Raw genomic sequence first — 23284 nt, 5'->3', positions numbered from 1 at the left:
ACAGCGCGATATTTATACTTTAAAGTTCTCTACTGATATTCTTAGCTCTTCGGCTAATTTAGCCACTTCTGAACTTGAAATATTCGTTTGTACAGCGCCTTCTGCTGTTTGCTCGGCAATAGCAACAATAGACTCTAAGCGCTCACTGATCTCTTGTGATACTTGTTGTTGCTCTTGTGCTGCTGTTGATATCTCTTCACTGACATTATGCGCTTGTGATACTGCAAGGGTAATTGAATCCAGTGCACTATTGGCTAAGTCACTTTGCTCAACACACGAAACCGCGCGTTCTTTACCTTTTTCCATAGCTTTAACCGCTTCTTCAGCGCCCGACTGTAGTGACTCAATCATAGATTGAATTTCTTGGGTCGACTCTTGTGTTTTACTTGCAAGTGATCTTACTTCATCAGCTACCACGGCGAAGCCTCTGCCTTGCTCGCCGGCACGCGCAGCCTCAATAGCCGCATTAAGTGCAAGTAAGTTAGTTTGCTCCGCAATACCGCGAATAACATCTAAAATACTACCAATTGATGCGCTATCTTTGTGTAGTTTATTGATAACACTTGATGCTTCGTCTACCTCGTAGGCGAGTTGCTCAATGGTTGCTTTATTTTGATTTGAAATACCTTTAACGCGCTCCGCTTCTTTATCGGCATTTTTAATTTCGCTCAGTGCTTGTTGTGCACTATTACTCACTGTTTGTGATGTGCTGCTCATTTCAGTGGTTGCGGTTGCTGCTTGCTCTACTTGCGCTTGCTGATTACTGATTGCTTTGCTTGATTCACCGGTAATTGTTGAGGTTTGCTCAGAAGCGGCTGCAAGTTGTGTTGAACGTGAAATAATACCGGTGATTAAGCTACGTAAACTATCAATTAAGGTATTACAACTTTTCGATAATTCACCAAATTCATCTTTTGCGCTGTCATCTAAGCGTTGAGTCATATCACCACTGGCAACAATATCTAGAATACGATTTACTTCCGCTAATGGCTTAATAATACGGCTAACCGTAATGATGGCTACAAGCACAGCGATAATAGTCGCAATGATCATACCTATCCATGTCCATAAATTAGCTGAGTTTACGTCACTACGTACGCCTTCTTGTAATGTAAATGCAACGCCACTGGCTTGTAATACTAATTCGTCAATTTGGCTAAGCGCTGTTTTAGTCGCTTTTTCAGACTCTGCTAATTCACGCTCGGTTGTGCTTATTGCGTCAATAAGGCGCTTTTTATTCGCTGAAAGGCTATCGTTACCTAAAATATTGCTCTCTAGGGTATCTATATAACCCTTTAAGTCATTAAACAAGCTGCTGTGACTTTGCTCTATCGCCGGCTTTATTAATGAAACGGTACGAACGACTTCTTCAAAGTAATACACTTGCTCGTTTTTGATAATATCGAGCGTGTTAAGCGTTTTAACGGTTAGCATGTCGGTGCTGCTGGTAACCACGGACATAAAGTTATTTTCTAGATTATTAGCTGCTTGATAAGCGCGTGGATGATTATCCTCTAAACCATCAATATCAATAATATCAAGCACTATAGAGTTGGCATCTTCTGCCGCGAGCTCAACGGTGTCTAGTTGCGCTTTGAGCTTTTTGTTAAGCACTAGCTGGGTGTTTTTATCTTTAAGCAGGCTGCTTATGATATTTGAAAAGCTCTGATAGGTTTTTTCAACTTCAAGGCTACTTTTGTTTAATTGTGGATCGTCTTTAACAACTTGTTGTAGTTCGCGGTGTAATTTATCAAATATTTGTTTTTGTTCTTCTATTTGAGCTTTTAATGAGGCGAGTTCTTGAGCCGATGTAATATGGAAACTAGCTTGGGCGGCTTTACTCATCAAAATAAATTCAGCTTGTAATTGTGCACTTTTGTTCAATGCAGGGAGCGATAGCTGATTAACTTTTTGAGTTGAACGATCTATATTTGCTATTTTTATTAAAGAGTTACCGCCAATAATTAAAAGTAATAAAGTGATAAATATAAAACCACCCCAAATACGTTGACTCACTGTTAGATTCATATGGTTTTCCATTCAAAAATACGTCTATTAAAACTTATCGGCGCTTTCAACAATAAGTTAAGTAATTAAAAATAATTAATTTTTACTGTTAATAGTTAGTTGCTAAATTTACCGCGAAACTTAATTACAAACCAAGCATGCATAATACAAGTCTTCGATTAGGGATAAAAAATAATGTAAGGCGTTAACACTTGTTTATTGCCTATGTTTAACTCAATTAAGAGTATTGCTATTTTTTTACACAATATTGTGAATGTTTTGTAATTATGCAATTTAACATCCACTTTTAAACTTAACAGATGTATTAACTTTTTTCAGTTTATTTAGACAAAAGTTGTGATTTTTCTGAAAATTTTTGCTTACTTTGTAGTTCTATTAGTGTCATTGAGCCACCCCATACGCAACCCGTGTCTAGAGCATAAAGGTGGTTGTAGGGCGTTTTGCCTTCAAGTGCTGCCCAGTGTCCAAAAATTAGGTCATGTTGAGCGTTCATAATGGCAGGATGAGAAAACCAAGGAATTAGTGATGATGAATTTGTTGTTGCTTCTTTTGCATTAAAATCGAGCAAATTATCAGGCGTAATAAAGCGCATGCGAGTGAAATAATTAACGATGTAACGAAATTTAGCAGCATCATCAAGTTGCTCAGTCCATTTTATCGGGTGAGGCTGATACATGTTTTTAAAATAGAACTCGGCATTGTTTTGACTGTAACACTGTTGAGCAAATTGAGCGTGTTCAATAGCATGTACGCATGACCAATCAGGGTTAAGTCCTGCATGAGAGATAAAACAATCATACTGCTCTAAATAAAGAGCTAAAGGCTGAGTTTGTAAAAACGCGATGTAGTGGGGCAGTTTACTGCTGTTGAACAGTGTCGTTAGTTTGTCTTTAGGGTTGGGTGCAACATTGTTTAAATAACAGGCAATCATGTGTAAGTCATGATTGCCTAATGTGACGCTAACGCTGTCTTGATGTTGATAAATATAATCAAGGCACGCTTTGGAGTCTGGGCCGCGAGCAACAATATCACCTACTAGGTAGAGGTGGTCTTTGCTAGGGTTAAAGTCGACTTGCTTTAACAATAAACTAAATTCGTTAAAGCAGCCTTGTAAATCACCTATTGCGTAATCAGCCATTAGTCGCTGTTTTAATCAATGTAAGATATTAGGGCAAGCTAAACGGAACACATTTATGGGTGCTTCAAACTCAGCACCAAACTCGTTTCGTAAAGTGTAATGCCCTTGCATGGTGCCTACGGGAGTGTCTAATATTGCACCACTGGTGTATTTGTAACTTTCACCAGGGGCTATATCTGGGGTTTCACCCACCACACCTTCGCCTTGCACTTCTACTTCTTTACCGTTGGCATCGGTAATTAACCAATAGCGGCTAAGTAGTTTTGCACTACATAAACTGTGGTTTTTTATAGTAACGGAATAAGCAAATACAAATTTATCAAGTTCAGGTTGCGATTGCTCTTCTACATAAAATGTTTCTACAGATACCTTTACAGGTGATCCCATATTACTGCTTGTTGTCATAAATCCAGTTAGCTATATCAATAAATTGTTGTAACGACAGGCTCTCAGCACGCAAGGTAATATCAATGCCAATGCTGGTTAACTCTTCAGCGGTTAAAAGGTTGCCTAGGCTGTTGCGCAGTGTTTTACGACGTTGATTAAACGCTTCTAAACAGACTGTATTTAGTATTTTAACGCTTTTAGCTGTGCGCTGTTCTGCCTTTTTAGGGATTAGACGAATAACCGCAGAATCGACTTTAGGTGCAGGTTTGAAGCACTCAGGCGGTACTTCTACTACAGGCATCGCATTACAGTAGTATTGAGTCATTACACTCAAGCGGCCAAAGGTTTTGCTACCTGGGCCTGCTACCATGCGCTTTACCACTTCTTTTTGCAGCATAAAGTGCATGTGCTCAATATGATCGGCAAATTCAAACAAGTGAAACAACAAAGGCGTTGAAATGTTGTACGGCAGGTTGCCGAATACTTTTAGCTTTTTGTCATCTTTAACCAGGCTTGCAAAATCAAACTTCATTGCATCGCCTTGGTTTACGGTTAATTTTGGCCCTAAAAAAGGGTGTTCAATTAAACGCTGGGCTAAATCTTTATCTAGCTCAACAACCGTTAAATGGCCGCTTAAATCGGCAACAGGTTCGGTAATAGCGCCTAGACCTGGGCCAATTTCTACTAAATTATCTTGCGGTTTAGGATCGATAGCGGTGACGATTTTGTCGATGATTGACTCATCGAATAAAAAGTTTTGGCCAAAACGTTTACGGGCGCGGTGTCCTAAGTGTACTTTATCGGTCATTGATTCTGTGCTTTTTCATGGGCGAGCTTAATTGCTTCGCGGATCGCTAATTCAAAACTGCCAACATCAGCATCGCCTGTACCGGCTAAATCAAGCGCAGTACCGTGGTCGACTGAGGTGCGAATAAATGGAAGGCCAAGAGTTATATTCACTGACTTACCAAATCCTTTATATTTTAGCACAGGTAATCCCTGATCGTGATACATAGCCAGCACTGCATCGGCTTCATTTAGGTATTTATCTTGAAATAGGGTATCGGCTGGTAAAGGACCGATTAAGTTCATCCCTTCAGCTCTTAGTAGGTTGAGCGTAGGCGTAATCGTGTCGATTTCTTCGCGGCCTAAATGGCCATCTTCACCAGCATGAGGGTTTAAGCCACAGACTAAAATGCGTGGTTGCTCAATACCAAATTTCGTTTTTAAGTCATGATTAAGAATATTAGCTACTTTAACTAGTCGCTCTTGCGTAATGGCACGAGAAACATAAGCAAGCGGAATATGTGTGGTTACTAGGGCAACACGCAAACCTTCAGTGGCTAATAACATAACCACATCGGCTGTACCTGATTGCTGAGCAAAGTACTCAGTATGGCCACTAAAAGAAATGCCGGCTTGGTTAATAATACCCTTGTGAACAGGCCCCGTAACAACGGCATCAAATGTGCCATCCATATTCTTCTCGCTGGCAATACGTAATGTATCTAACACGTATTGTCCATTGGCGTCATTAAGCACGCCAAGCTCAACGGGCTCTGCTAAATTAATTTGTTTAATATATAAGCTGCCAGCCGCTGTTGGCATTGCTTTGGCTTGTTCATCAAATTCAATTAATTCAATGTTTAAACCCAAATGCTTAGCGCGTTGTTTTAGTAGCGATGCATCTGCAATCGCTACTAGTTGCGCATCCCAGCTGTGCTGTGCCAGTTTTAATAGCAAGTCTGGGCCAATGCCTGCAGGCTCACCGGGGGTTACCGCAATTCTTAAGGTCATAATTATTCGTCTATTGGGAAAATTTCAACGTGGGCTTGTTCGCGCATTTCTTGCTGCCAGTTAAAGCTTTCTTCTTTAAATTTACGATTAAACAACATGCCATGTGCACGATTGCGTTTAGCTTGCTCTGTCTTATCTGCAACACGTTTATCTAGTAACTGCACAATGTGCCAGCCAAACTGACTTCTAAATGGTTCACTGATTTCGTTTTTATCAAGTGATAGTAACGTATCTCTAAACGCAGGCACGTAGGTGGTTGGATCAGTCCAATCGTATTGACCGCCTTTAAGTGCTGAACCTGGGTCTTGTGAATGCTCTTTAGCAAGTTCTGCAAAGTCAGCATCGCCGGCGCGTAAATCTTTAACAAAGCCTGCTAACATAGTGCGAGCTTTTTCTTCACTTAAAATAATTGAAGGCTTAATAAGAATATGGCGAGATTTAACTTCAGTGGTTTCTACTACTTGGCGACCACGTACGTCTTGCACTTTAATGATGTGGAAACCCGCACCGGAACGAAGTGGACCAATAATCGCATCTTTCTTTTTACCTTTTACAGCTTCTGCAAATAACGATGGCATTTCGTTAATGCCCATCCAGCCTAATTGTCCGCCTTCAAGCGCTTTTGAGCCGCTTGATGATGAAATGGCAATACGTTTAAATTCTTGGCCGTCTTGCAGCAGCTCAATAACTTTGTCTGCGCGTGTTTTTGCTGAGCTAACGTCGTCTGCAGCAGCACCACTTGGAATATCGATAAGTATGTGACCAATATCGTATTCTTCGGCATTTTGGCCTTGGCTATCCATAATTTTTAGTAAGTTATCAATTTCTTGGTCGCTTACATATATACGGCGGTCTACGTTTGCACGTGTAACTTGTTGCGTGGTTATCTCTTTACGAATTTCTTCGCGGTAAGCTTGAAAGCTCTCACCCGACGCTTCAATAGTACGACGCAAATCAGCAATTGTACCGCCTTGCTCTTTAGCCATGTTGGCAAGTGTTTGGTCAAGCTGGCTATCTGAAATTTCTAAGCCCATGCGCTCAGCCATCTGCATCATCAAGGTTTGATTTACTAAACGCTCAATTGCCTGAACACGTAGTGTTTCGTCTTTTGGCAGCTGTTGGTTTTGTTTTTCTGCTTGTTTTTTTACGCGATCAACAATAGTGTCTACTTCACTTTTTAAAATAACGCCTTGGTTTACAATACCAATTACTTTGTCTATTTCGACAGGGGCGGCAAATGCACTTTGGCACAAGCTGAACGTTAAAACTGCTGATGTTAATAATTTTTTTAAATTCATATTCTTTTTACTACTCTTACTAATAGTACTGTTGTAATGCTAAATACGGCTAAATTAATATAGTTATTTGTAAATTTTTACTATAAATAAAGCAGTTTAGTCATTAAGAAAATACGGCCTACGATAACCAAAAATACCTTGTTGTAATAATTTTTGAGCATCGTAACGGCTTTTACTACCAAGCCCTTTTAATACAAAATTCAAACGAATGCTCGAATCAAAAGTGGCTTGGGGTTGCCCAATTGACTGATTTAAATCAGTTTCAATTTGGCGATGGCCAGTAATTTGGAACGCCCAACAGCACGATTCATACTGTAATCCACTAAATACTTCAATACTGCGGTTATTATCAAGATCGCGATGGTAACTTGCAATAAATTGCCACTCGTCACTGATAGGGATGCTTGTAAATAAGCCCGCTTGCTCGATTGTATTTCCTGAGACATCATTTGCATAGCGATGGTTCAATTGAACCAGCTGATTATCGTCACCTTTATAGTCTAAGGTTAAATTTGACTGGATAATTTGCTTGCCATCCGTGTCGTACTGAATACCACCCGATAAATACCAGCGGCGGTGCCAATGTAACATGGTTTGCGCTGCAAACAAGGCATTGTAGTTACTATCGCTATTAAGTCCTTGCTCTGTAGGCTTGGCTGAATCACTTAAATAAAATATTTGGCCTGCGCTGAAGTTAAATACTTCTTCATTTTTCTTATCAAATAAACGCGTTGTAGCCCCTAATGTAAATTGATTAGCTGCGGCAATTCGGTCAACACTTGAAAAACGCGCATCCCTGAATAAACCAAAAAAGTCATCTTGTAACTTGGTGGTATCGTATAAGCCAATGTCAGACTGATCTTTATTAGGCGTATATAAATACTGAATTTGTGGCTCTAGAGTTTGAATACCATCGTCAATAAAAATTGAGGTGTCGCGCTCAAAGTTAAGCTGAGAATATAAGCGCACTTTAGGCAAAGTACGCGAAACATTATCGCTATACTGTGTACCCTGTAAATCACCGTCTTGTTTATAGTTAGTTTGCAATAAGCTCACTTCAGATAAAAATGACCAGGCATACTCTTTGTAATCAAAGCGTGCTTTAGGTTCGATGTGCACGCGAGTAGCTTGGTCAATTACCGCGGAGCTGTTAGTAAAATGGCTCAGCTCGCCTGAAACACTAAAATCGAAATAATCAATTTTCCAAGGGGTGGTTTGGGTAAAGCTAATTTGTGGTAACGCCGTGTATGATTCTAAGTGGTCACCGAGTACTTCAAAGTTTTGCATTTTTATATCAGTACGCCACATTTCGCCCATATGGGTTAGCGAGCCGGTACGATAAAGCTGCGTATCGGTTTTACTTGCATAGGTTGAGTTTAAATCAGTGAGGTAGTTATCATCACTAACATTGGTAATATCAATACTGGCTCGCCAGTCTTCACCAATATAACTTTTTTGTTGCCAATGAAACAAAAAACGCTCGTTAAGCTCAGGCTCTGAGTCATCTTTATTTAAATATTCTATAGCCACTAAACCTTGGTGCTCTGGGGTTAAATATCTAAATTCAGTTTGTAACTGTAGCCCCTTACGTGACATATAACGCGGGGTAATAGTGGCATCATAATTAGGGGCAATATTCCAATAATAAGGCGTAATCGTTTCTAACCCATAGCGATCTGAACTTGAAAAGCTGGGCGTTAATAAGCCTGACTTACGGCGCTCATCGAGTGGGAAAGTAAAATAAGGTAAATAGAGTACCGGCGTATCTAAAATACGTAGCACGGCATTGTAGGTTTCGCCCCAGCCTTCTTCACGTGATAAGTTTATTTCATCGGCTTCAATAGCCCACACAGGCGTATTACCTGGGCACGCAGTAAAGCTTGCATTCATCAGCATTAAGCCAGACTTATCGACGGTGAGCTTTTCCGCGCCGCCTTTGCCTTGTTGTTGTGTTAGGCTATATTGTGCGCCTAATAAACTAAATGCTGAGTTATTTAAATCGGCATTTAAGCCCGAACTTTGTACGTGGCTTACATAATCGCGATAGGTAATTGGGCCAGTGGCATTAAGCAGGCCACGTTGTTTATCAATCAGTGCTGATTGTGCGGACAAACTCATGTTAACGGTGTTAATATCAACATTGCCAGTAAATTCAGCGCTTTGCGTTCCTAAAAGCTCAACGTCATCAGCGCTGATATCAACCGTTCCAAGCTCAAGGCCAGCAAGCGGTTGCCAAGCTCTGGTTTGCATTGAAGTGCCACAAAAATTGTGTGTCAGTTCAGTTTCGGCAAGCGATGGTGCGCTCAGTACGCTTAGCATCAAAATGCCCCAGGTTTTGCTCATTTATCGACCTTTATGCTCTGTGATTAGTTACAAGCTATACATAATAAAGGAAAACAATGGCAAAGTAATTAGTGAAAAATAGATAGCTTATAAAATGACACGCTTTGAGAGTTTACAACAGTTTATTAATACTCACTTTAGTGAGCAATCCTATGCGCTTAATGCAATAACTGCAGATGCCAGTTTTCGCCGTTATTATAGGTTAAACGCTGAAAATAAAAACTTTATTGTGATGGACTCCGATCCAAAAAAAGTTAACAACGTCCCTTATATTGCATTAAACAAGGTGTTTTCTGGGCAGGGGTTTTTATTACCATCCATTATTCATAGTGACGAGCAGCAAGGTTTTTTTATTCTAAGTGATTTAGGTAGCACCCATTTAGCTGACTTGCTTGATGATGCCAATCGCAGCGAGTATTACCAGCAACTGATCAGTTTAAGTGCCAAGTGGGCAAAAACTCCAGCCGCGCCGTCAATGAATCCGTATGACCGTGACTTTATTGCATTAGAGTTGGATATTTTTAAAAATTGGCTGGTTAATGATTTTATTAGCGCAGAGCTCAGCGCTGAGCAGCAACAGACTTGGCAAACAAGCACAGCGCTGCTAATAAATACACTGCTTGAGCAACCCACAGTCACAATGCACCGGGATTATCACAGTCGTAATATTATGCGCTGCGAGCAGCAATGGGCGATTATTGATTATCAAGACGCGGTACAAGGTCCGTTATGTTATGACTTAGTCTCACTTTTAAGAGACTGCTACTTTAAATTGCCTAAAGACGAGCTGAATCATTTACTTGAGTTTGGTTACGACGAATTTAAACGCCAAGGTTTAATAGCTAACGAGTCATTTGCAGAATTTAAATATTGGTTTGATTTAACGGGTTTACAACGCCATTTAAAAGCGGCGGGTATTTTTTGTCGTTTATATTTGCGTGATGGTAAACAAGGTTACTTAGCAAACATACTCCCTACACTTGAATACGTAATAGAGGTGGCGGCACAATACCCTGAGCTTAGCGACTTATCGGCTTTGATAAAAACTAGCGTGGTGCCAAAGGTGCAACAGCGGTTAAAAGAGGAACAACCATGAAGGCGATGATATTAGCCGCTGGGCGCGGTAAACGTATGATGCCGCTCACCGCACAGTTACCTAAGCCTATGTTATGTGTAGCGGGAAAACCACTGATTGAGCATCATATTATGCGCCTAAAGGCTGCAGGTATTACTCAAATTATAATTAACCTTGCGTGGCAAGGAGATAAAATAAAAACCTATTTTGCTGATGGGCGCGCGTGGGGCGTGACTATAACCTATAGCCAAGAAGTGACGGGCGGGCTTGAAACCGCAGGCGGTATTATTCAAGCACTTCCCTTATTAGGGGAGTCATTTATTGTGATTAATGGCGATGTTTACAGCGACTACGATGTCAGTGCATTAATGCAGCTACATTTACAGCCTAAAGAGGCGCACATTGTATTGGTTGAAAACCCTGCGCATAATCCTGATGGCGATTTTACACTGAGCCACTTACCGACAAGTAGCCTGCGGTATACCTTTTCAGGGATAGGGCGCTATCAAGCTGACTTTTTTGAGGGGCTAGCCCCAGGCATTCGGCCATTAGGCCCTTTGCTACGTGAAAAATTAAATGAACATTTAGTCTCCACTGAACTCTATATTGGCCAATGGGACGATGTAGGCACACCAGAGCGCTTATCGGCTCTTAACCAACAACTAGCGCCATAAGCTAAATATAAAACATTAGAGGTAAGTTTTAAAATGTGGGGAAAAATTCTCGGTTTCTGTTTTGGTTTTATGTTTGGCAAAATATTTGGTGCCATTTTAGGCTTATACCTAGGCCATATGTTTGATAAAAGCTTAAAAAAAGACTTTGATAAAGCTGGCGGCTTTTCTAACCTTTTTAAGGGCGATGATGTTAACGAACGCCAAGCGTTGTTTTTTTCGAGTTGCTTTGCGGTAATGGGGCATATTGCCAAGTCGAATGGCCGTGTTAGCGAAACCCACATTAAAGCAGCGACGCTGTTTATGGATGAAATGGGCTTAAAAGGCGAAGAGCGCCGTGAAGCGCAGCAGGCGTTTCAATCGGGTAAAGACAGCGACTTTTCTCTCAAAGACACGGTTTATGACTTTAAAGAACGTTTTGCTAAACGTTATGATTTACTGCAGTTATTTTTAGAAATTCAAATCCAGATGGCGTTTTCTGACGGGGTACTTGCTGCACAAGAAAAGCAATTACTGCAAGAAGTTAGTAAGCAGCTAGGTGTGTCTAAAGCACACTTTGCCTTTGTATTAAAACGTTATCAAGCAGAGTTTAACTTTAGGCAGCAACAACAGCGTTTTAAACAGCAGCAAAGCCAAAGTAGCAGCTACCGTGAAGGCTCAGGGCATCATGTACCGCCAAGTAATGATATGAACCGTTCGCAAGCATTGGCCTTATTAGGGTTAAATAAAGACGCATCGCAACGTGATATTAAAGTAGCCTACCGAAAGCTCATGGCTCAGCACCATCCTGATAAGCTTGTATCGCAAGGGTTACCTAAGCATATGATGGAAGTCGCGGTTAAAAAAAGCCAAGATATTCAAGCGGCATACGAGTATTTAAAAAAGGCGGCGTAAAAACCCGTCTATTTCTTTGCTTAGCCGCGCATGTTGCTGCGGCGCATCGCGTAATCCAAACAACTGACGTTGGCGATAATCAAACTTTGCATTTCGGTTAACCCAACGCTGGCGGTTTTTAAGATTCATTAAGATGTCATTACTGTCTGTAGCAAAATAAATATCTAACAAAGCAGGGGCGACCAAAGATGTTATTTGGCTTAACTTTGCATTGCGTTTTGTATTAGGAAGGTAGCTACTTAAACTAATGAAGGCGTTTATTTTTAAGTCTGAAAATTCAGCGTAGTGCTCCAACAACACCCCAGCACTGGTGCCTTGTGCAATAACAACAATATTCTCAGACTCCATCGCAGCTTGTTGGTATAAAGCTTTGTAGCGAGCGACTAGTTTTAATTTATAGTTATCTACCACTTCAGTATTTACTTGTTCAACATAGTCAGCATGATGGGGCTGTTTTTGTGTACTGGTGTCTGGCTTAGTATTTGCGTTGGCTGTTTCATTATTTTTGCCCACAGGATCATTAATCGTTTTTGCTGCATCATCTTGAGCTGCTTGCCAATCAATATCAGGAACTGTCATTGCATAAGAGGTATACCCTTGATTATTCAGCTCTTTACGTAAAAAATTCATGCCTGCATTGTTTGTCGGCGTTGATTGCCAGTCAGGAATAAGTATTACAATACCTCTAAAGTCGGCACTTATATATTCACTGTATAAAGTTAAAAACTCAGTATCACCAGCTAAAATAGGCTTTACTTCATCATTTTGGGCTAGGCGAGAGATATCCGCATCAATATTTTTTGAAAAGGGAGGAGGAGCGATATACTCAGCACTCAGTGCTTGAAAACCGATTAACGTACAGCCAAGCACAAGAGTAGTAATAATGGCTTTAAACATCTGCGGAATAAACATAAATAAGCTTTTTATTTAAATCTTATTTATGTATCGGCGAAGCACGCTTAAAGTTTAGCTATTTACAGTAAATAGCTAAAAGATTAATCCGTGTTAAAACTCGCTCTCAGCTTCAAAAGTAAGTACTTGCTCCGTTACAGGGTGTTTTAGTTGTAGCATTTGTGCATGTAGCTGTAACCGAGGAGCAGCAGCAAGTGCGTCTTTATGGGCGTAGAGGCGATCGCCTAAAATAGGGTGGCCTAAGCTTAGCATGTGCACGCGCAGCTGATGTGAGCGCCCTGTAATAGGAGTAAGCTCTACACGGGTTGCCTGTGCTTCACGTTCAAGCACTTTAAAATGAGTGAGCGAAGGTTTGCCATTGTCATGATCAACCATTTGCTTAGGACGGTTCGGCCAGTCACAAATAAGCGGTAAGTCAACTGAGCCGGTTTCAGTTTCAAGTTGCCCGTAAACACGTGCAATATAACGTTTTGCTGTTTCGCGTTCTTGAAATTGCATACTTAAATGCCGATGAGCGGCTTTGTTCATTGCTAAGCAAAGTACGCCTGAGGTAGCCATATCTAAACGGTGAACAATTTTAGCACTAGGAAAAACACGATTGACGCGATTGATTAAACTATCGGCATGTTTTGGGTCTTTACCTGGGACGGTGAGTAACTCGCTAGGCTTATTTACAATAAGTAAATCATCGTCTTGAAACAGTATAGTTAAATACGGGCTCATAGGGGGATTGTAATTAACTAACACAGCAGACCTCAGTGATTTTGAAGTGCGTTATTTTAGTAGAGCGAGGGCAAAGGCTCAAGTAAAAAGCGCGATATAAATATCGCGCTTTTTTCAATGCACACACTAGTTGATCTTTAACTAACGACTGACAGCTAGATTCTCTAGTGCGAAACCACAATCAAACGAATCGCATCAAGTTTTAACTGCGCTTTTTCAATATGTGCAGTTAGCTCATTGCGTTGTTTATCGTAAAAGGTAATTTCCTCTTGGCGAATATTTGGATTAATTTGCTTCAGTGCAACTAATCGCTGCTGCTCTTCGCTTAACGATGTTTGCATTTTTACTAATGACTCGGCACGGATAACATCCAATTTTTGTTGCGCCATGTCTTTTGCGGTGTTGATCATTGGATGAACTGCACTTTGTAATGCACCAGCTAATTTACTCGCAGTTTGACGACCTACCGCAGATAGTTGCTGATTAAAGCCATCAAAACCAACATTTTCACCTAAGTTATTACTGCTCTTATCGAGTAAAATACGAATTGGCGTAGGGGGTAAAAAGCGGCCAACTTGCAGTGCTTTTGGTGCCATGGCTTCGGCAACAAATATTAGCTCAACAAAAAAGGTGCCTGGTGGTAACTTTTTGTTTTTAAGTAACGCCACCGATGAACTACCAAAATCATCATCACAAATCATATCCATAGTGCCTTGCACCATAGGGTGATCCCAACTAATAAAGTGCACATCTTCCTGAGAAAGCGCTGTATCGCGGTCAAAGGTTACTGTCATACCATCGTCTTTTAGCGATGGGAACGAAGCGTTTAACATGTGCTCAGTGGGCTTTAAAATAATGGTGTTTTCACCTTTATCTTCTTGGCTTACACCAAAGGTGTCGAACACGTTGATCATGTAGCTTGGCAGTTCAAACTGGTTGTCGAGCTTTTCAATGTCAGCCACAAGTGAATCAGCAGCACCCTGTCCCGATGAATGTAGCTCTAGCAAGCGATCTCGACCACTTTCCATTTGTTTACGTAATACTGCGTTTTTTTGTGCTACTTGCTCAAGGAGTGGATCTAGCTCATCTTCATCACAATTATGAGCTGCAATGTACTCAAGTAAATCTTCGCTGAACTCTTTATACAGCAACTGCCCAGTGGTTGATGTGCTTTCAAACGCATCTAAGCCTTCGTTATACCAACGCAGTAGTACTTCTTGTGCCGTGTTTTCGAAATAAGGCACTTGAATGTTCACATCTTGTGTTTGCCCTATACGGTCTAATCGACCAATACGTTGCTCAAGTAAATCGGGGTTGAGTGGTAAATCAAATAACACTAAGTGATGTGAGAACTGGAAGTTACGACCTTCTGAACCAATTTCTGAACACAGTAATATTTGTGCGTTATCGTATTCATCGGCAAAGAATGCCGCAGCGCGGTCACGTTCAATAATCGACATGCCCTCGTGGAACACAGAGGCTTTAATTGCTTCGCGTTCACGTAATATTTGCTCAAGGCTAATCGCTGTTTCGGCTTTAGCACAAATAAGAAGTACTTTTTCACGCTTGAGTGTTTTTAGCGTTTCAATTAACCAATCTACGCGAGGGTCAAATAATCCCCAACTTGCGCTTTCACCTTCAAATTCTTGAAATATTTTTTCAGGGAAAAGTGCACGTTGCGCAGTGAGCTCGGCATTTTGAATGCCACTCATATTACCCAGTACGGTCATTGCTGTTTTGTATTGCTTAGGTAATGCCATTGGGTAGGCATGTAATTTACGGCTAGGGTAGCCATCAATGCCACTGCGGCTATTTCTAAATAATATGCGCCCAGTGCCATGGCGATCCAGTAACATATTGAGTATTTCTTTACGTGCAGCAAGGTCGCCTTGTTGGGCTTTTTCAAGGATATCGGTGATATCTGTTTCTTTTAATAGCTCAATTAATGTGGCTTTTGCGCTGTCATCCAGTGCTTGTTCTTGTAATAGCTGATTAGCAGCTTCGGCAACGTCTTTGTAGTTTGCTTCTTCTTCTTTAAAAACGTCATAGTCGTAAAAACGATCTGGGTCGAGCAGTTGTAAACGAGCAAAATGACTACGATGACCCAGTTGATCTGGTGTTGCTGTTAATAAAATTAGCCCAGGAATATCTTGGCTCAGCTCAGCCATACGTTGGTATTCGGCACTGGGTTTATTGTTGTTAATGCTTAAATGATGCGCTTCATCGATTACTAATAAATCCCAGTCGGCCAACGTAGCTTGTTCAAACCAGCGTTTTTTCTTGGTTAAAAACTCAAGGCTAGTAAGTACCAGTTGCTCGGTATCAAATACATTGGGTGAATCAGCAAACGCTTCGTCGCAGCGTTCTTCATCAAAAATTGAAAAACGTAAATTAAAACGGCGTAGCATTTCTACTAACCATTGGTGTTGTAAGTTCTCAGGCACAACAATAAGTACACGGCTGGCACGACCGGTGATAATTTGTTGATGTAAAATCATGCCCGCTTCGATGGTTTTACCTAAGCCTACTTCATCAGAAAGCAATACCCGTGGTGCAAAACGTTTACCGACTTCTTGAGCAATATAAAGCTGATGCGGAATAAGGTTAGCGCGTTGACCGATTAAGCCTTTAAGAGGTGATTGCTGACGTTCAAACTGATGTAACCAGGTTTGATAGCGCAAAGTATACCGATCAAAACGGTCTACTTGGCCTGCAAATAAGCGGTCTTGCGGTTTATTGAACTTGATAAAGTGATCTAAAAAAGTTTCTTTTAATTGTACTTTTTCACCGTTATCAACACGCTCTCCGTGATAGCACAGTAACTCACCCTGCACTTCAATAGACTCGACTTGTAATTCCCATTCTTCAACGCTTCGGATCACATCCCCAGGATTAAATGCTACGCGGGTTACCGGTGCTTCTGCAGAAGAATAAACACGGTTTTCACCACTGGCAGGAAATAAAATACTGACCTGGCGGCCATCAATGGCAACAACGGTGCCCAATCCTAAATCTGACTCTGTGTCACTTATCCAACGCTGACCTAAGGAAAAATTCATGTATGTCTCGTCTATGAAGAAAAAGGCGGCTATGTTACCTGTTAGATAACACCACTGCAAGGCGCTATTTGCCTGACTTTTAATTAATTTTATAAGTATGAATTATTACCAACCCAAAGCGCTCATTAGTGCGTCGATTTTGTGGAAAATTCAAACTAAATGATATTTGTCATAAAACAGACTTTTATGACAAATAGACTAAACTCAAATTATATCTAAGTAATTAATCAAGTTTATTAGTAACCACTGATTAGTTTATTGGGTATAGCATAAAAATCATAAAACGTAAGGAAAGTACTATGGGAAAAGCTTCAAATTTTGATAGTAAAATGTATGTGCTAGATACCAATGTATTACTTCACGAACCCCTCGCGTATTTGTCATTCCAAGAGCACCAAGTGGTTATCCCAATGACCGTATTGGAGGAACTTGATCATATAAAAGATAGAAAACACGATGTGAGCCGCGATGCGCGAGTGGCTATTCGTGGCCTTGATGGGGTGTTGAGTCAGGCAACTCCCGAACAAATGCTACAAGGTGTGGCGCTGCCAAAGAATAAAAAAGGCGGATCGACAGGCAGCTTAATTATTGTAAACGACCATTTATTTGCCGATTCTATTTCTGGTTTGCCGGGCAATGAAAACGACCATCGTATTATTAATTGTGCGGTGCATTTACAAAACCAGCATAGCGATAAAAAAGTCATATTAGTAACTAAAGATATTAACATGCGCTTAAAAGCCAAAGGGGCGGGGCTTAAATATGTTGAAGACTATCGTACTGATCAGTTAATTGACGATATTGATTTACTCACCAGTGGTTATAAAAAAATTGAGGGCGATTTTTGGCAGCACGTCGGTCAGTGTAATACTGAGCAACACGGACGCGAAACAGTTCATCATATCCCTAAAGATTTAATTCCTGATGTGTTTTGTAATGAATATTTACTTGATGATGGCGATCAGTTTGCCGCTAGAGTTAAATCGTATGATGGTGAGCATATTACCATTAAAGATATTGGTGCAGAGCGGTTGATGCATCAAAGTGCATGGGGAATAAAACCAAAAAATATTTACCAAGCAATGGCTCTTGATGCCTTGCTCGACACGTCTATTGAGCTTGTTATTTTAACCGGCCCAGCGGGATGTGGTAAAACTTTACTGGCACTTGCGTGTGCGCTAGAGATGGTGATTGAAAAAGGTATTTACGACAAAGTCATTGTAACCCGTAATACCCCTGAAATTGCAGAATCAATTGGCTTTTTGCCTGGTACTGAGGAAGAAAAAATGGCGCCTTGGTTGGCTGCCATAACCGATACCTTAGAAGTGCTGCATAAAGGTGATGAAAACCCAATTTCGAGCCGTAATTACATTATGGAAAAAGCCAACATTCAGTTTAAGTCGGTGAATTTTATGCGCGGACGCAGTATTCAAAATGCGGTGGTGATTTTAGATGAAAGCCAAAACTTAACGGCTTCTCAGCTAAAAACTATTATTACTCGTTGTGGGGAAGGAACAAAACTAATTTGTACTGGGAATTTAGCTCAAATAGACAGTAATTATTTAACGGCGGTTACTTCGGGGCTTACCTATATTGTAGAGCGGTTTAAACATTTTGAAGGTGGTGCTACCGTAAATCTTAATGGGGTAGTACGCAGTCGACTGGCTTCGTTCTCCGAGGAAAATTTATAACTTGCGCTTAACATCTTGGCTCTATAGTCTACAGTTTTATTTTTGAGCTAATAATTAGGTAGGTCGTTGAATTTTTTACCGCTAAAACATTATCATCGCTCTGTTTTTGTGGCGTTAGCAATCCCTTTATTGGTGGCCTCTTTTTTGTGTTTGCATTTTTATGATATAAAAATGGACCGTGCAATAACAAAAAAGACCACCGATTTCAGTGCGTTATCGGCGCAGCTTGACCATGATATGCAAGGCATGGACGATTTACTTAATGCGATGTTTATAATGTATGACAAACACGCCCCACAACCAGCGAATCAGGCCTTCACAAAAAACATTAATCAATACGAGCATTATTATTATAGCCAGGTAGCACATTTTAATGGCGAAATAGTAGGAAAAGGCCAATTCAGCTATTCCGAACAGGCATTATCTCGCTGGCAAAAAGTCATGTCGCTGGCTCCGTCTTTCAACACTGCCTTAGCGCTGCTGTCGTCGCTGCATTCTGTAGCCTATGTTGATGAGCGCGGCTTTGCTTATTTAGCTCGGCGTAACAATACACAAAGTTATATTTTAACGCAGGTACTTAATGGCGATTTTAAACCCTTACCTTCAGCGAACACACTCACTTCAAGTGCCGTTATTAAAGTAGACAATAACGCATATTTTGCAGTTGGCCGACAGCGAGAGCTTAACTCCTCAGATTATATTGTTTTAATATATGACTTACAGGCTATCTCTAGTTGGTTGAAAAAAATAACCTCAAAGCAAGGCGAGTATGTTTTTATCAACCAAGAGAATGAAATTATTGCCAGTTCACAGCAGCCAATTAATCAAGCCATAAAGTTATCGACCTATTGGCCTAATATTAAAAGCCCCTCACAAAAGAGTAATGCGCGAGCAGACTCATTATTTTTAATTCAACCTTCAAAAAAGAACCCTATTCATCTGGCGTTTCTTGCTGACAAGCACACCCTCTCAAGCGGTATCGTGTATGAAGTATTGATAGAGTTTATTTTGTTAGTCTTATTTTTATGTTTGATGTTTTACATCTTTTTTTGGTTAAGCAAACGTATATTTATCAAACCTATGACCGAGTTGATACGTTATTTAGAGCATCATAACGATGACAATAGCGGGTATTTAAATTACCAAATACCGTTAAACTGGCAACCTTGGTTTGCGCGGGTAAAAGCTATTTTTGCGAAAAATGAGCACTTAGTTATTTCTTTGCAAAATGCTAATCAAAAGTTAGATGATCAAGTACGGCAACAATCGAAAAAGCTAAAACATAGCGACCAAGCAAAAGAGCGTCATTTAGCGTTATTAAACACAGTACTTAATAGCGTGCCTGATTTTATTTATTTTAAAAATACAGAAGGCATTTTTTTAGGCTGTAATAAAGCGTTTGAGTTGTTTATTGGAAAAACTCAAGGTGAACTCCTTGGGCAGCAAATACACAACATAAGTAACGAGTATGAACAAATTAGTTTGCTGGAATATCAAGTATTACAGCATAAAATGCAAATTCAGCAGCGCATAGATGTTGCTGAGCGAACTTATCAGTTAACCATTGCTCCCTTTTACAATGAACAGCAGCAATTATTAGGAACTATGGGGGTTGGCCGTGATATTACAGAACAACAACATACTTTGTATGCATTAAAAGAGTCTGAATCTATATTTAGAAGCGCAATTGAATTTGCCGCAAATGGGGTGTTTTTACTGTCGCTTGAGTACGCTATTTTACAAGTAAACAAAGCCGCACGAAAATTATTTTCCAAGCATGATAAATTAACCGATACTCCTTTTTATGCGCTTTTTAATAATACACAATGGAAGAAGCTTGAAGCGTTACTACAGCAATTATTAAATAATAAAAAAAGGGTGTTTCACTTAACCTTGGCTCATACCCAATTAAATGCCTGGTTACAGTTGAGTATGTCGTTAATTTGGAATGAAAATAGCCAGCCGCTTTATTATGTTATTCATATTCAAGATGTTACAGAGCTTACCAAAGCCAAAGATGATGCAGAGCGTGCCACGTTAGCTAAAAGCCGTTTTATTGCTAATTTAAGCCACGAAATACGCACCCCCCTCAATGCCGTGTTGGGGTTATTGGATATGCTCGCAGAGCACGGGTTAACGCAGCGGCAAATTCAACAAACTAGCCAAGCAAAATATGCGGCTAATAATTTGTTGCAGATGCTAAATAGTATGCTTGATTTTGCCCGCGTTGAAAGTAAAGAAGCAACGCTGCAATTAGCGCCATTGTGCTTAGTTGATTTGATTGACACCTGCGAAAGTTTAATTTTACCTTTATGCCAAACAAAACAGATACAGCTAAAAATCGACATAGACTCGCAAATTTCTCCATTTTTAGTCGGCGATACAATTCGTTTGCAACAAGTATTAGGTAACTTACTTACCAATGCCGTTAAGTTTACCAATAAAGGCAGTGTGACATTAAAAATGACATTACAGCCGAGCCAGGGCGATAAAGAGCAGCGTATTTGTTTTCAGGTTATCGATACAGGAGTGGGGATTGCTCAAGCGGATCAACGCCGTTTATTTGATGCCTTTACACAAGGTGATGAATCATCTACTCGCTTGCATCAAGGGGTTGGCTTAGGGCTAGCAATTGTAAAGCATAGTGTGGCATTAATGGGAGGTGAAATTGCACTCAGTAGTGATAAAGGCCATGGCTGTCATTTTTACTTCACGCTTGATTTAGCGACAGATACCGAGAAATCAGCAAGCTTTACAGATAGACTATTACTGATCACCAGCGCGAAGAGTCAGTTGCTTAATCAGGTTATTACCGCGCATCCTTTTTTCAATAATCAAGCTCTTGAAATAGTCGTAACTGATCCTGATTGTTTGCAACAAGCGCATACCATTGTAATCGATGCTGATGACGTACCTGCCTTTCTCACGTCAGCAATAAAAGCAGTATTACACACTCGTACTACTTCACTCATCGTTATAGAGCACTCGCAACCGAGTCAGCTTTCAATAAATGACTCTTTTATTAGCCAGTATTTACCGCGCAGTGCACTGGCGCAGCGGTTACTTAGTTTAACCCCTGAAAAGTTAAAGAAAGTAACTCAATATAAAGCGGATAAACCACAGGAAGAAATAGCGGGAACCTTAGTATTAGCCATAGATGATAACCCGCTCAACCTCGATATTATTAGCAGTATATTGTGTAAAGCCGAAGTGAATGTTGTGACTGCTAGTGATGCTAAACAGGGGGTTGAATGGGTGAATATATTGCGCCCCGATTTGGTTTTAATGGATATTCAAATGCCGGGTATTGATGGCTATCAAGCAACCCAAATAATACGCCAACAGTTTGACGCCCAGCAATTGCCTATTTTTGCATTAACTGCACATTGTGAGCCTGCCGATATTGCACGTTCATTGAATAGTGGTATGAATAAACATTTAACTAAGCCCGTGGTTGCGCCTATTTTATTGGCATCGATAGCTGATTTAGACATATCTAAGCCTTGCTTTTTTGATAAAACCTTCGCTTTGACACAGTTCAATAATGATGAGAAGCTATTGCAAAGCATGCTTACTAAGTTAGCGGTGTTAAATGAGTCATATTCAGCTGAGCTTCAAAAAGACATACCTACTATTGAAATGGTACGCTTAGTGCATAGTCTAAAAGGGATAGCAGGAAACTTAGGGTTTAACCGATTATTATTATGTGCTCAACATACTGAGCAATTATTAAAAGTGGGCGACAAGAACGCCAATGCTGCAATTAAAGAGCTGATAATACAGTTAAAACAAGTTCATATTTTTATAAAAATTTTAGATGTAAGCAATGATAAATAAAGCAAAAATATTAATTGTAGATGACGATGCGCATAACCGAATCATTTTAGAAAAAACCTTAAGCGATGAGCATGATGTTTACTTAGTGACAAGCGGTGAAGACGCGCTGGAGTTTGTTAAACACACGCAAATAGACTTAATCATTTTAGATATCATGATGCCTGGTATGAATGGTTATGAAGTGCTCGTACAGCTAAAAGAGAACAGTATAAGTCAGGCTATTCCTATTATTTTTATCTCTGCAAACAACCGTCATGAAGATGAGGCAAAGGGGCTAGAGCTCGGCGCAATGGATTATATTGGTAAGCCATTTAGTGCCGCTATTGTGAAAGTTAGGGTGCGGAACCAGCTATTAATTAAGCAAAAAAATGATTTGCTAGAAATGCTTGCCTCTATTGATGGCTTAACAGAAATACCCAATAGACGTTATTTAGATGAGAACTTAGAAAGAGAGTGGCGTAGAAGTAAGCGTAACCACTCTCCTTTGTGCGTTTTACTCATAGATATTGATCATTTTAAACGTTATAACGACTACTATGGCCACCGAGCTGGAGACGAATGTTTAAAAACAGTGGCAAAAACGTTAGCCGTGCAATGTGAGCGTGGCGGTGATTTTATTGCGCGTTACGGCGGTGAAGAATTTGTGGCCGTATTACCAGAAACCAATCAGCAAGGTGCAATCGCTTTTGCCAACAAGTTACGTAACGCCGTTAATGATTTGAATATTGAACATAATGCGTCTTTAAACGCTACACACGTCACCATTAGCATCGGTATTGCTTCTAGTGAGAGTAGCCAAGCTTACACTGAAAAAGCATTGTTAGAAGAAGCTGACTCCGGTTTGTATAATGCGAAAAAGTTAGGGCGCAATCAAATTAGCGCCCAATAAATGCTGTCGTTACTTAGTTTGTCAGCACTTGCAGTGCTGAGGCACCAATACCAACTAATTTATCATTTTTAAATACCAACGGTGTGCATTCATCTTTAGTCATTTTACCATCTGAATGGATGCTGTGCGTTGCATAAAATAAGACTTGGTAAACATCCTCTTCTTTTTTGAGTAATTCGGTGAAGTCAGGTGTTTTTAGGGCTTTTAATACAGACTGATAAGAGCTATCCATTGCCAAGCCTGAAATAATTTCACGATTATTCTTATGTGTTGCCTGCCAGCTAGAAGAACTATTACCAGCCCAATGACCCTCCGCTTCGCCATCGGATACAGCAATAACACAGCCAGTTAAAAAAGGAGTGGTAAGGGCGGCGATTAAAAGTGTTTTTTTCATTTTTTATTATCCTAGATGATTAATTACAGACTTTAGAGCAAAGACTAGGCCAGTTTTTTAATCCTTAAAAATCAATTATTTACTTTTAAAGTGATTTTTTTGAGTTAGTGGCTTTTTTAAGAAATAAAATTAAAAAGCCACTTTTTAG

At 40.2% G+C, this 23284-nt stretch carries 17 protein-coding genes; 6 read left to right on the top strand and 11 right to left on the bottom strand.

The window, feature by feature from the left end; translation table 11 throughout:
- Positions 1-12: 12 nt before the first annotated feature.
- The 7 genes from MTN96_RS26670 to lptD all read right to left on the bottom strand — a co-directional run bounded on the left by MTN96_RS26670 (position 13) and on the right by lptD (position 8991).
- Positions 13-2028 carry a methyl-accepting chemotaxis protein gene (locus MTN96_RS26670; protein ID WP_069439838.1) on the bottom strand — a complete coding sequence of 672 codons (2016 nt, stop codon included), beginning with the start codon at positions 2026-2028 and terminating at the stop codon, positions 13-15.
- A gap of 319 nt (positions 2029-2347) precedes the next feature.
- Entirely contained in the window at positions 2348-3166 is an 819-nt protein-coding gene (locus MTN96_RS26665; RefSeq protein WP_069439839.1) for a symmetrical bis(5'-nucleosyl)-tetraphosphatase, read from the bottom strand.
- Between the two features lie 15 nt (positions 3167-3181).
- Positions 3182-3571 (bottom strand): Co2+/Mg2+ efflux protein ApaG, encoded by a 390-nt coding sequence (gene apaG / locus MTN96_RS26660; protein ID WP_041709470.1) that lies wholly within the window; start codon positions 3569-3571, stop codon positions 3182-3184.
- Positions 3555-4361, bottom strand: a complete 807-nt coding sequence (gene rsmA, locus MTN96_RS26655) for a 16S rRNA (adenine(1518)-N(6)/adenine(1519)-N(6))-dimethyltransferase RsmA (protein ID WP_010391631.1) — start codon at positions 4359-4361, stop codon at positions 3555-3557. Before rsmA ends, apaG begins: the two co-directional genes overlap by 17 nt.
- Complete coding sequence (gene pdxA / locus MTN96_RS26650) at positions 4358-5350, bottom strand: 4-hydroxythreonine-4-phosphate dehydrogenase PdxA (RefSeq protein WP_013465902.1); 993 nt, start codon at positions 5348-5350, stop codon at positions 4358-4360. The genes rsmA and pdxA overlap by 4 nt, the downstream gene beginning before the upstream one ends.
- 2 nt (positions 5351-5352) lie before the next feature.
- The gene (gene surA, locus MTN96_RS26645; protein WP_069439840.1) at positions 5353-6648 is read right to left on the bottom strand and encodes a peptidylprolyl isomerase SurA; all 1296 of its coding nucleotides are present in this window, start codon (positions 6646-6648) and stop codon (positions 5353-5355) included.
- A 96-nt stretch (positions 6649-6744) separates the two neighbouring features.
- Complete coding sequence (gene lptD / locus MTN96_RS26640) at positions 6745-8991, bottom strand: LPS assembly protein LptD (protein ID WP_248533267.1); 2247 nt, start codon at positions 8989-8991, stop codon at positions 6745-6747.
- 94 nt (positions 8992-9085) lie between these two features.
- Between lptD and MTN96_RS26635 the strand changes: the two genes are divergently transcribed.
- From MTN96_RS26635 to djlA, 3 genes are read left to right on the top strand one after another with little or no spacing between them, the layout of a single operon-like run.
- Positions 9086-10087, top strand: a complete 1002-nt coding sequence (locus MTN96_RS26635; RefSeq protein WP_248533265.1) for an aminoglycoside phosphotransferase family protein — start codon at positions 9086-9088, stop codon at positions 10085-10087.
- Positions 10084-10740 carry an N-acetylmuramate alpha-1-phosphate uridylyltransferase MurU gene (gene murU, locus MTN96_RS26630; protein WP_036980213.1) on the top strand — a complete coding sequence of 219 codons (657 nt, stop codon included), beginning with the start codon at positions 10084-10086 and terminating at the stop codon, positions 10738-10740. Before MTN96_RS26635 ends, murU begins: the two co-directional genes overlap by 4 nt.
- A 33-nt stretch (positions 10741-10773) precedes the next feature.
- Positions 10774-11631, top strand: coding sequence for a co-chaperone DjlA (gene djlA, locus MTN96_RS26625; protein WP_008113211.1), 858 nt, complete (start codon positions 10774-10776; stop codon positions 11629-11631).
- On the opposite strand, the gene MTN96_RS26620 is transcribed toward djlA, so the two are convergent.
- From MTN96_RS26620 to rapA, 3 genes are all read right to left on the bottom strand, one after another.
- On the bottom strand, positions 11614-12543 hold the full coding sequence (locus MTN96_RS26620) for a DUF3530 family protein (RefSeq protein ID WP_248533263.1): 930 nt from the start codon (positions 12541-12543) through the stop codon (positions 11614-11616). The two genes, djlA and MTN96_RS26620, sit on opposite strands and share 18 nt — an antisense overlap.
- A gap of 93 nt (positions 12544-12636) precedes the next feature.
- The gene (gene rluA, locus MTN96_RS26615; RefSeq protein ID WP_248533261.1) at positions 12637-13290 is read right to left on the bottom strand and encodes a bifunctional tRNA pseudouridine(32) synthase/23S rRNA pseudouridine(746) synthase RluA; all 654 of its coding nucleotides are present in this window, start codon (positions 13288-13290) and stop codon (positions 12637-12639) included.
- A gap of 140 nt (positions 13291-13430) precedes the next feature.
- Positions 13431-16325 carry an RNA polymerase-associated protein RapA gene (gene rapA, locus MTN96_RS26610; RefSeq protein ID WP_248533260.1) on the bottom strand — a complete coding sequence of 965 codons (2895 nt, stop codon included), beginning with the start codon at positions 16323-16325 and terminating at the stop codon, positions 13431-13433.
- A 299-nt stretch (positions 16326-16624) separates the two neighbouring features.
- Between rapA and MTN96_RS26605 the strand changes: the two genes are divergently transcribed.
- The 3 genes from MTN96_RS26605 (at position 16625) to MTN96_RS26595 (ending at position 22742) form a co-directional block, all read left to right on the top strand.
- Positions 16625-18016 (top strand): PhoH family protein, encoded by a 1392-nt coding sequence (locus MTN96_RS26605; protein WP_248533258.1) that lies wholly within the window; start codon positions 16625-16627, stop codon positions 18014-18016.
- Between the two features lie 66 nt (positions 18017-18082).
- Positions 18083-21853 (top strand): PAS domain-containing hybrid sensor histidine kinase/response regulator, encoded by a 3771-nt coding sequence (locus MTN96_RS26600; RefSeq protein WP_248533256.1) that lies wholly within the window; start codon positions 18083-18085, stop codon positions 21851-21853.
- Positions 21843-22742 carry a diguanylate cyclase gene (locus MTN96_RS26595; RefSeq protein ID WP_248533253.1) on the top strand — a complete coding sequence of 300 codons (900 nt, stop codon included), beginning with the start codon at positions 21843-21845 and terminating at the stop codon, positions 22740-22742. Before MTN96_RS26600 ends, MTN96_RS26595 begins: the two co-directional genes overlap by 11 nt.
- Before the next feature lie 13 nt (positions 22743-22755).
- On the opposite strand, the gene MTN96_RS26590 is transcribed toward MTN96_RS26595, so the two are convergent.
- Positions 22756-23136, bottom strand: coding sequence for a DUF3192 domain-containing protein (locus MTN96_RS26590; RefSeq protein ID WP_248533251.1), 381 nt, complete (start codon positions 23134-23136; stop codon positions 22756-22758).
- Positions 23137-23284: the final 148 nt, after the last annotated feature.

It is taken from the genome of Pseudoalteromonas sp. 2CM28B (assembly GCF_023161935.1).
The sequence above is the reverse complement of the archived record's forward strand: the minus strand, read 5'-3'. Positions and strand labels throughout refer to the sequence as shown.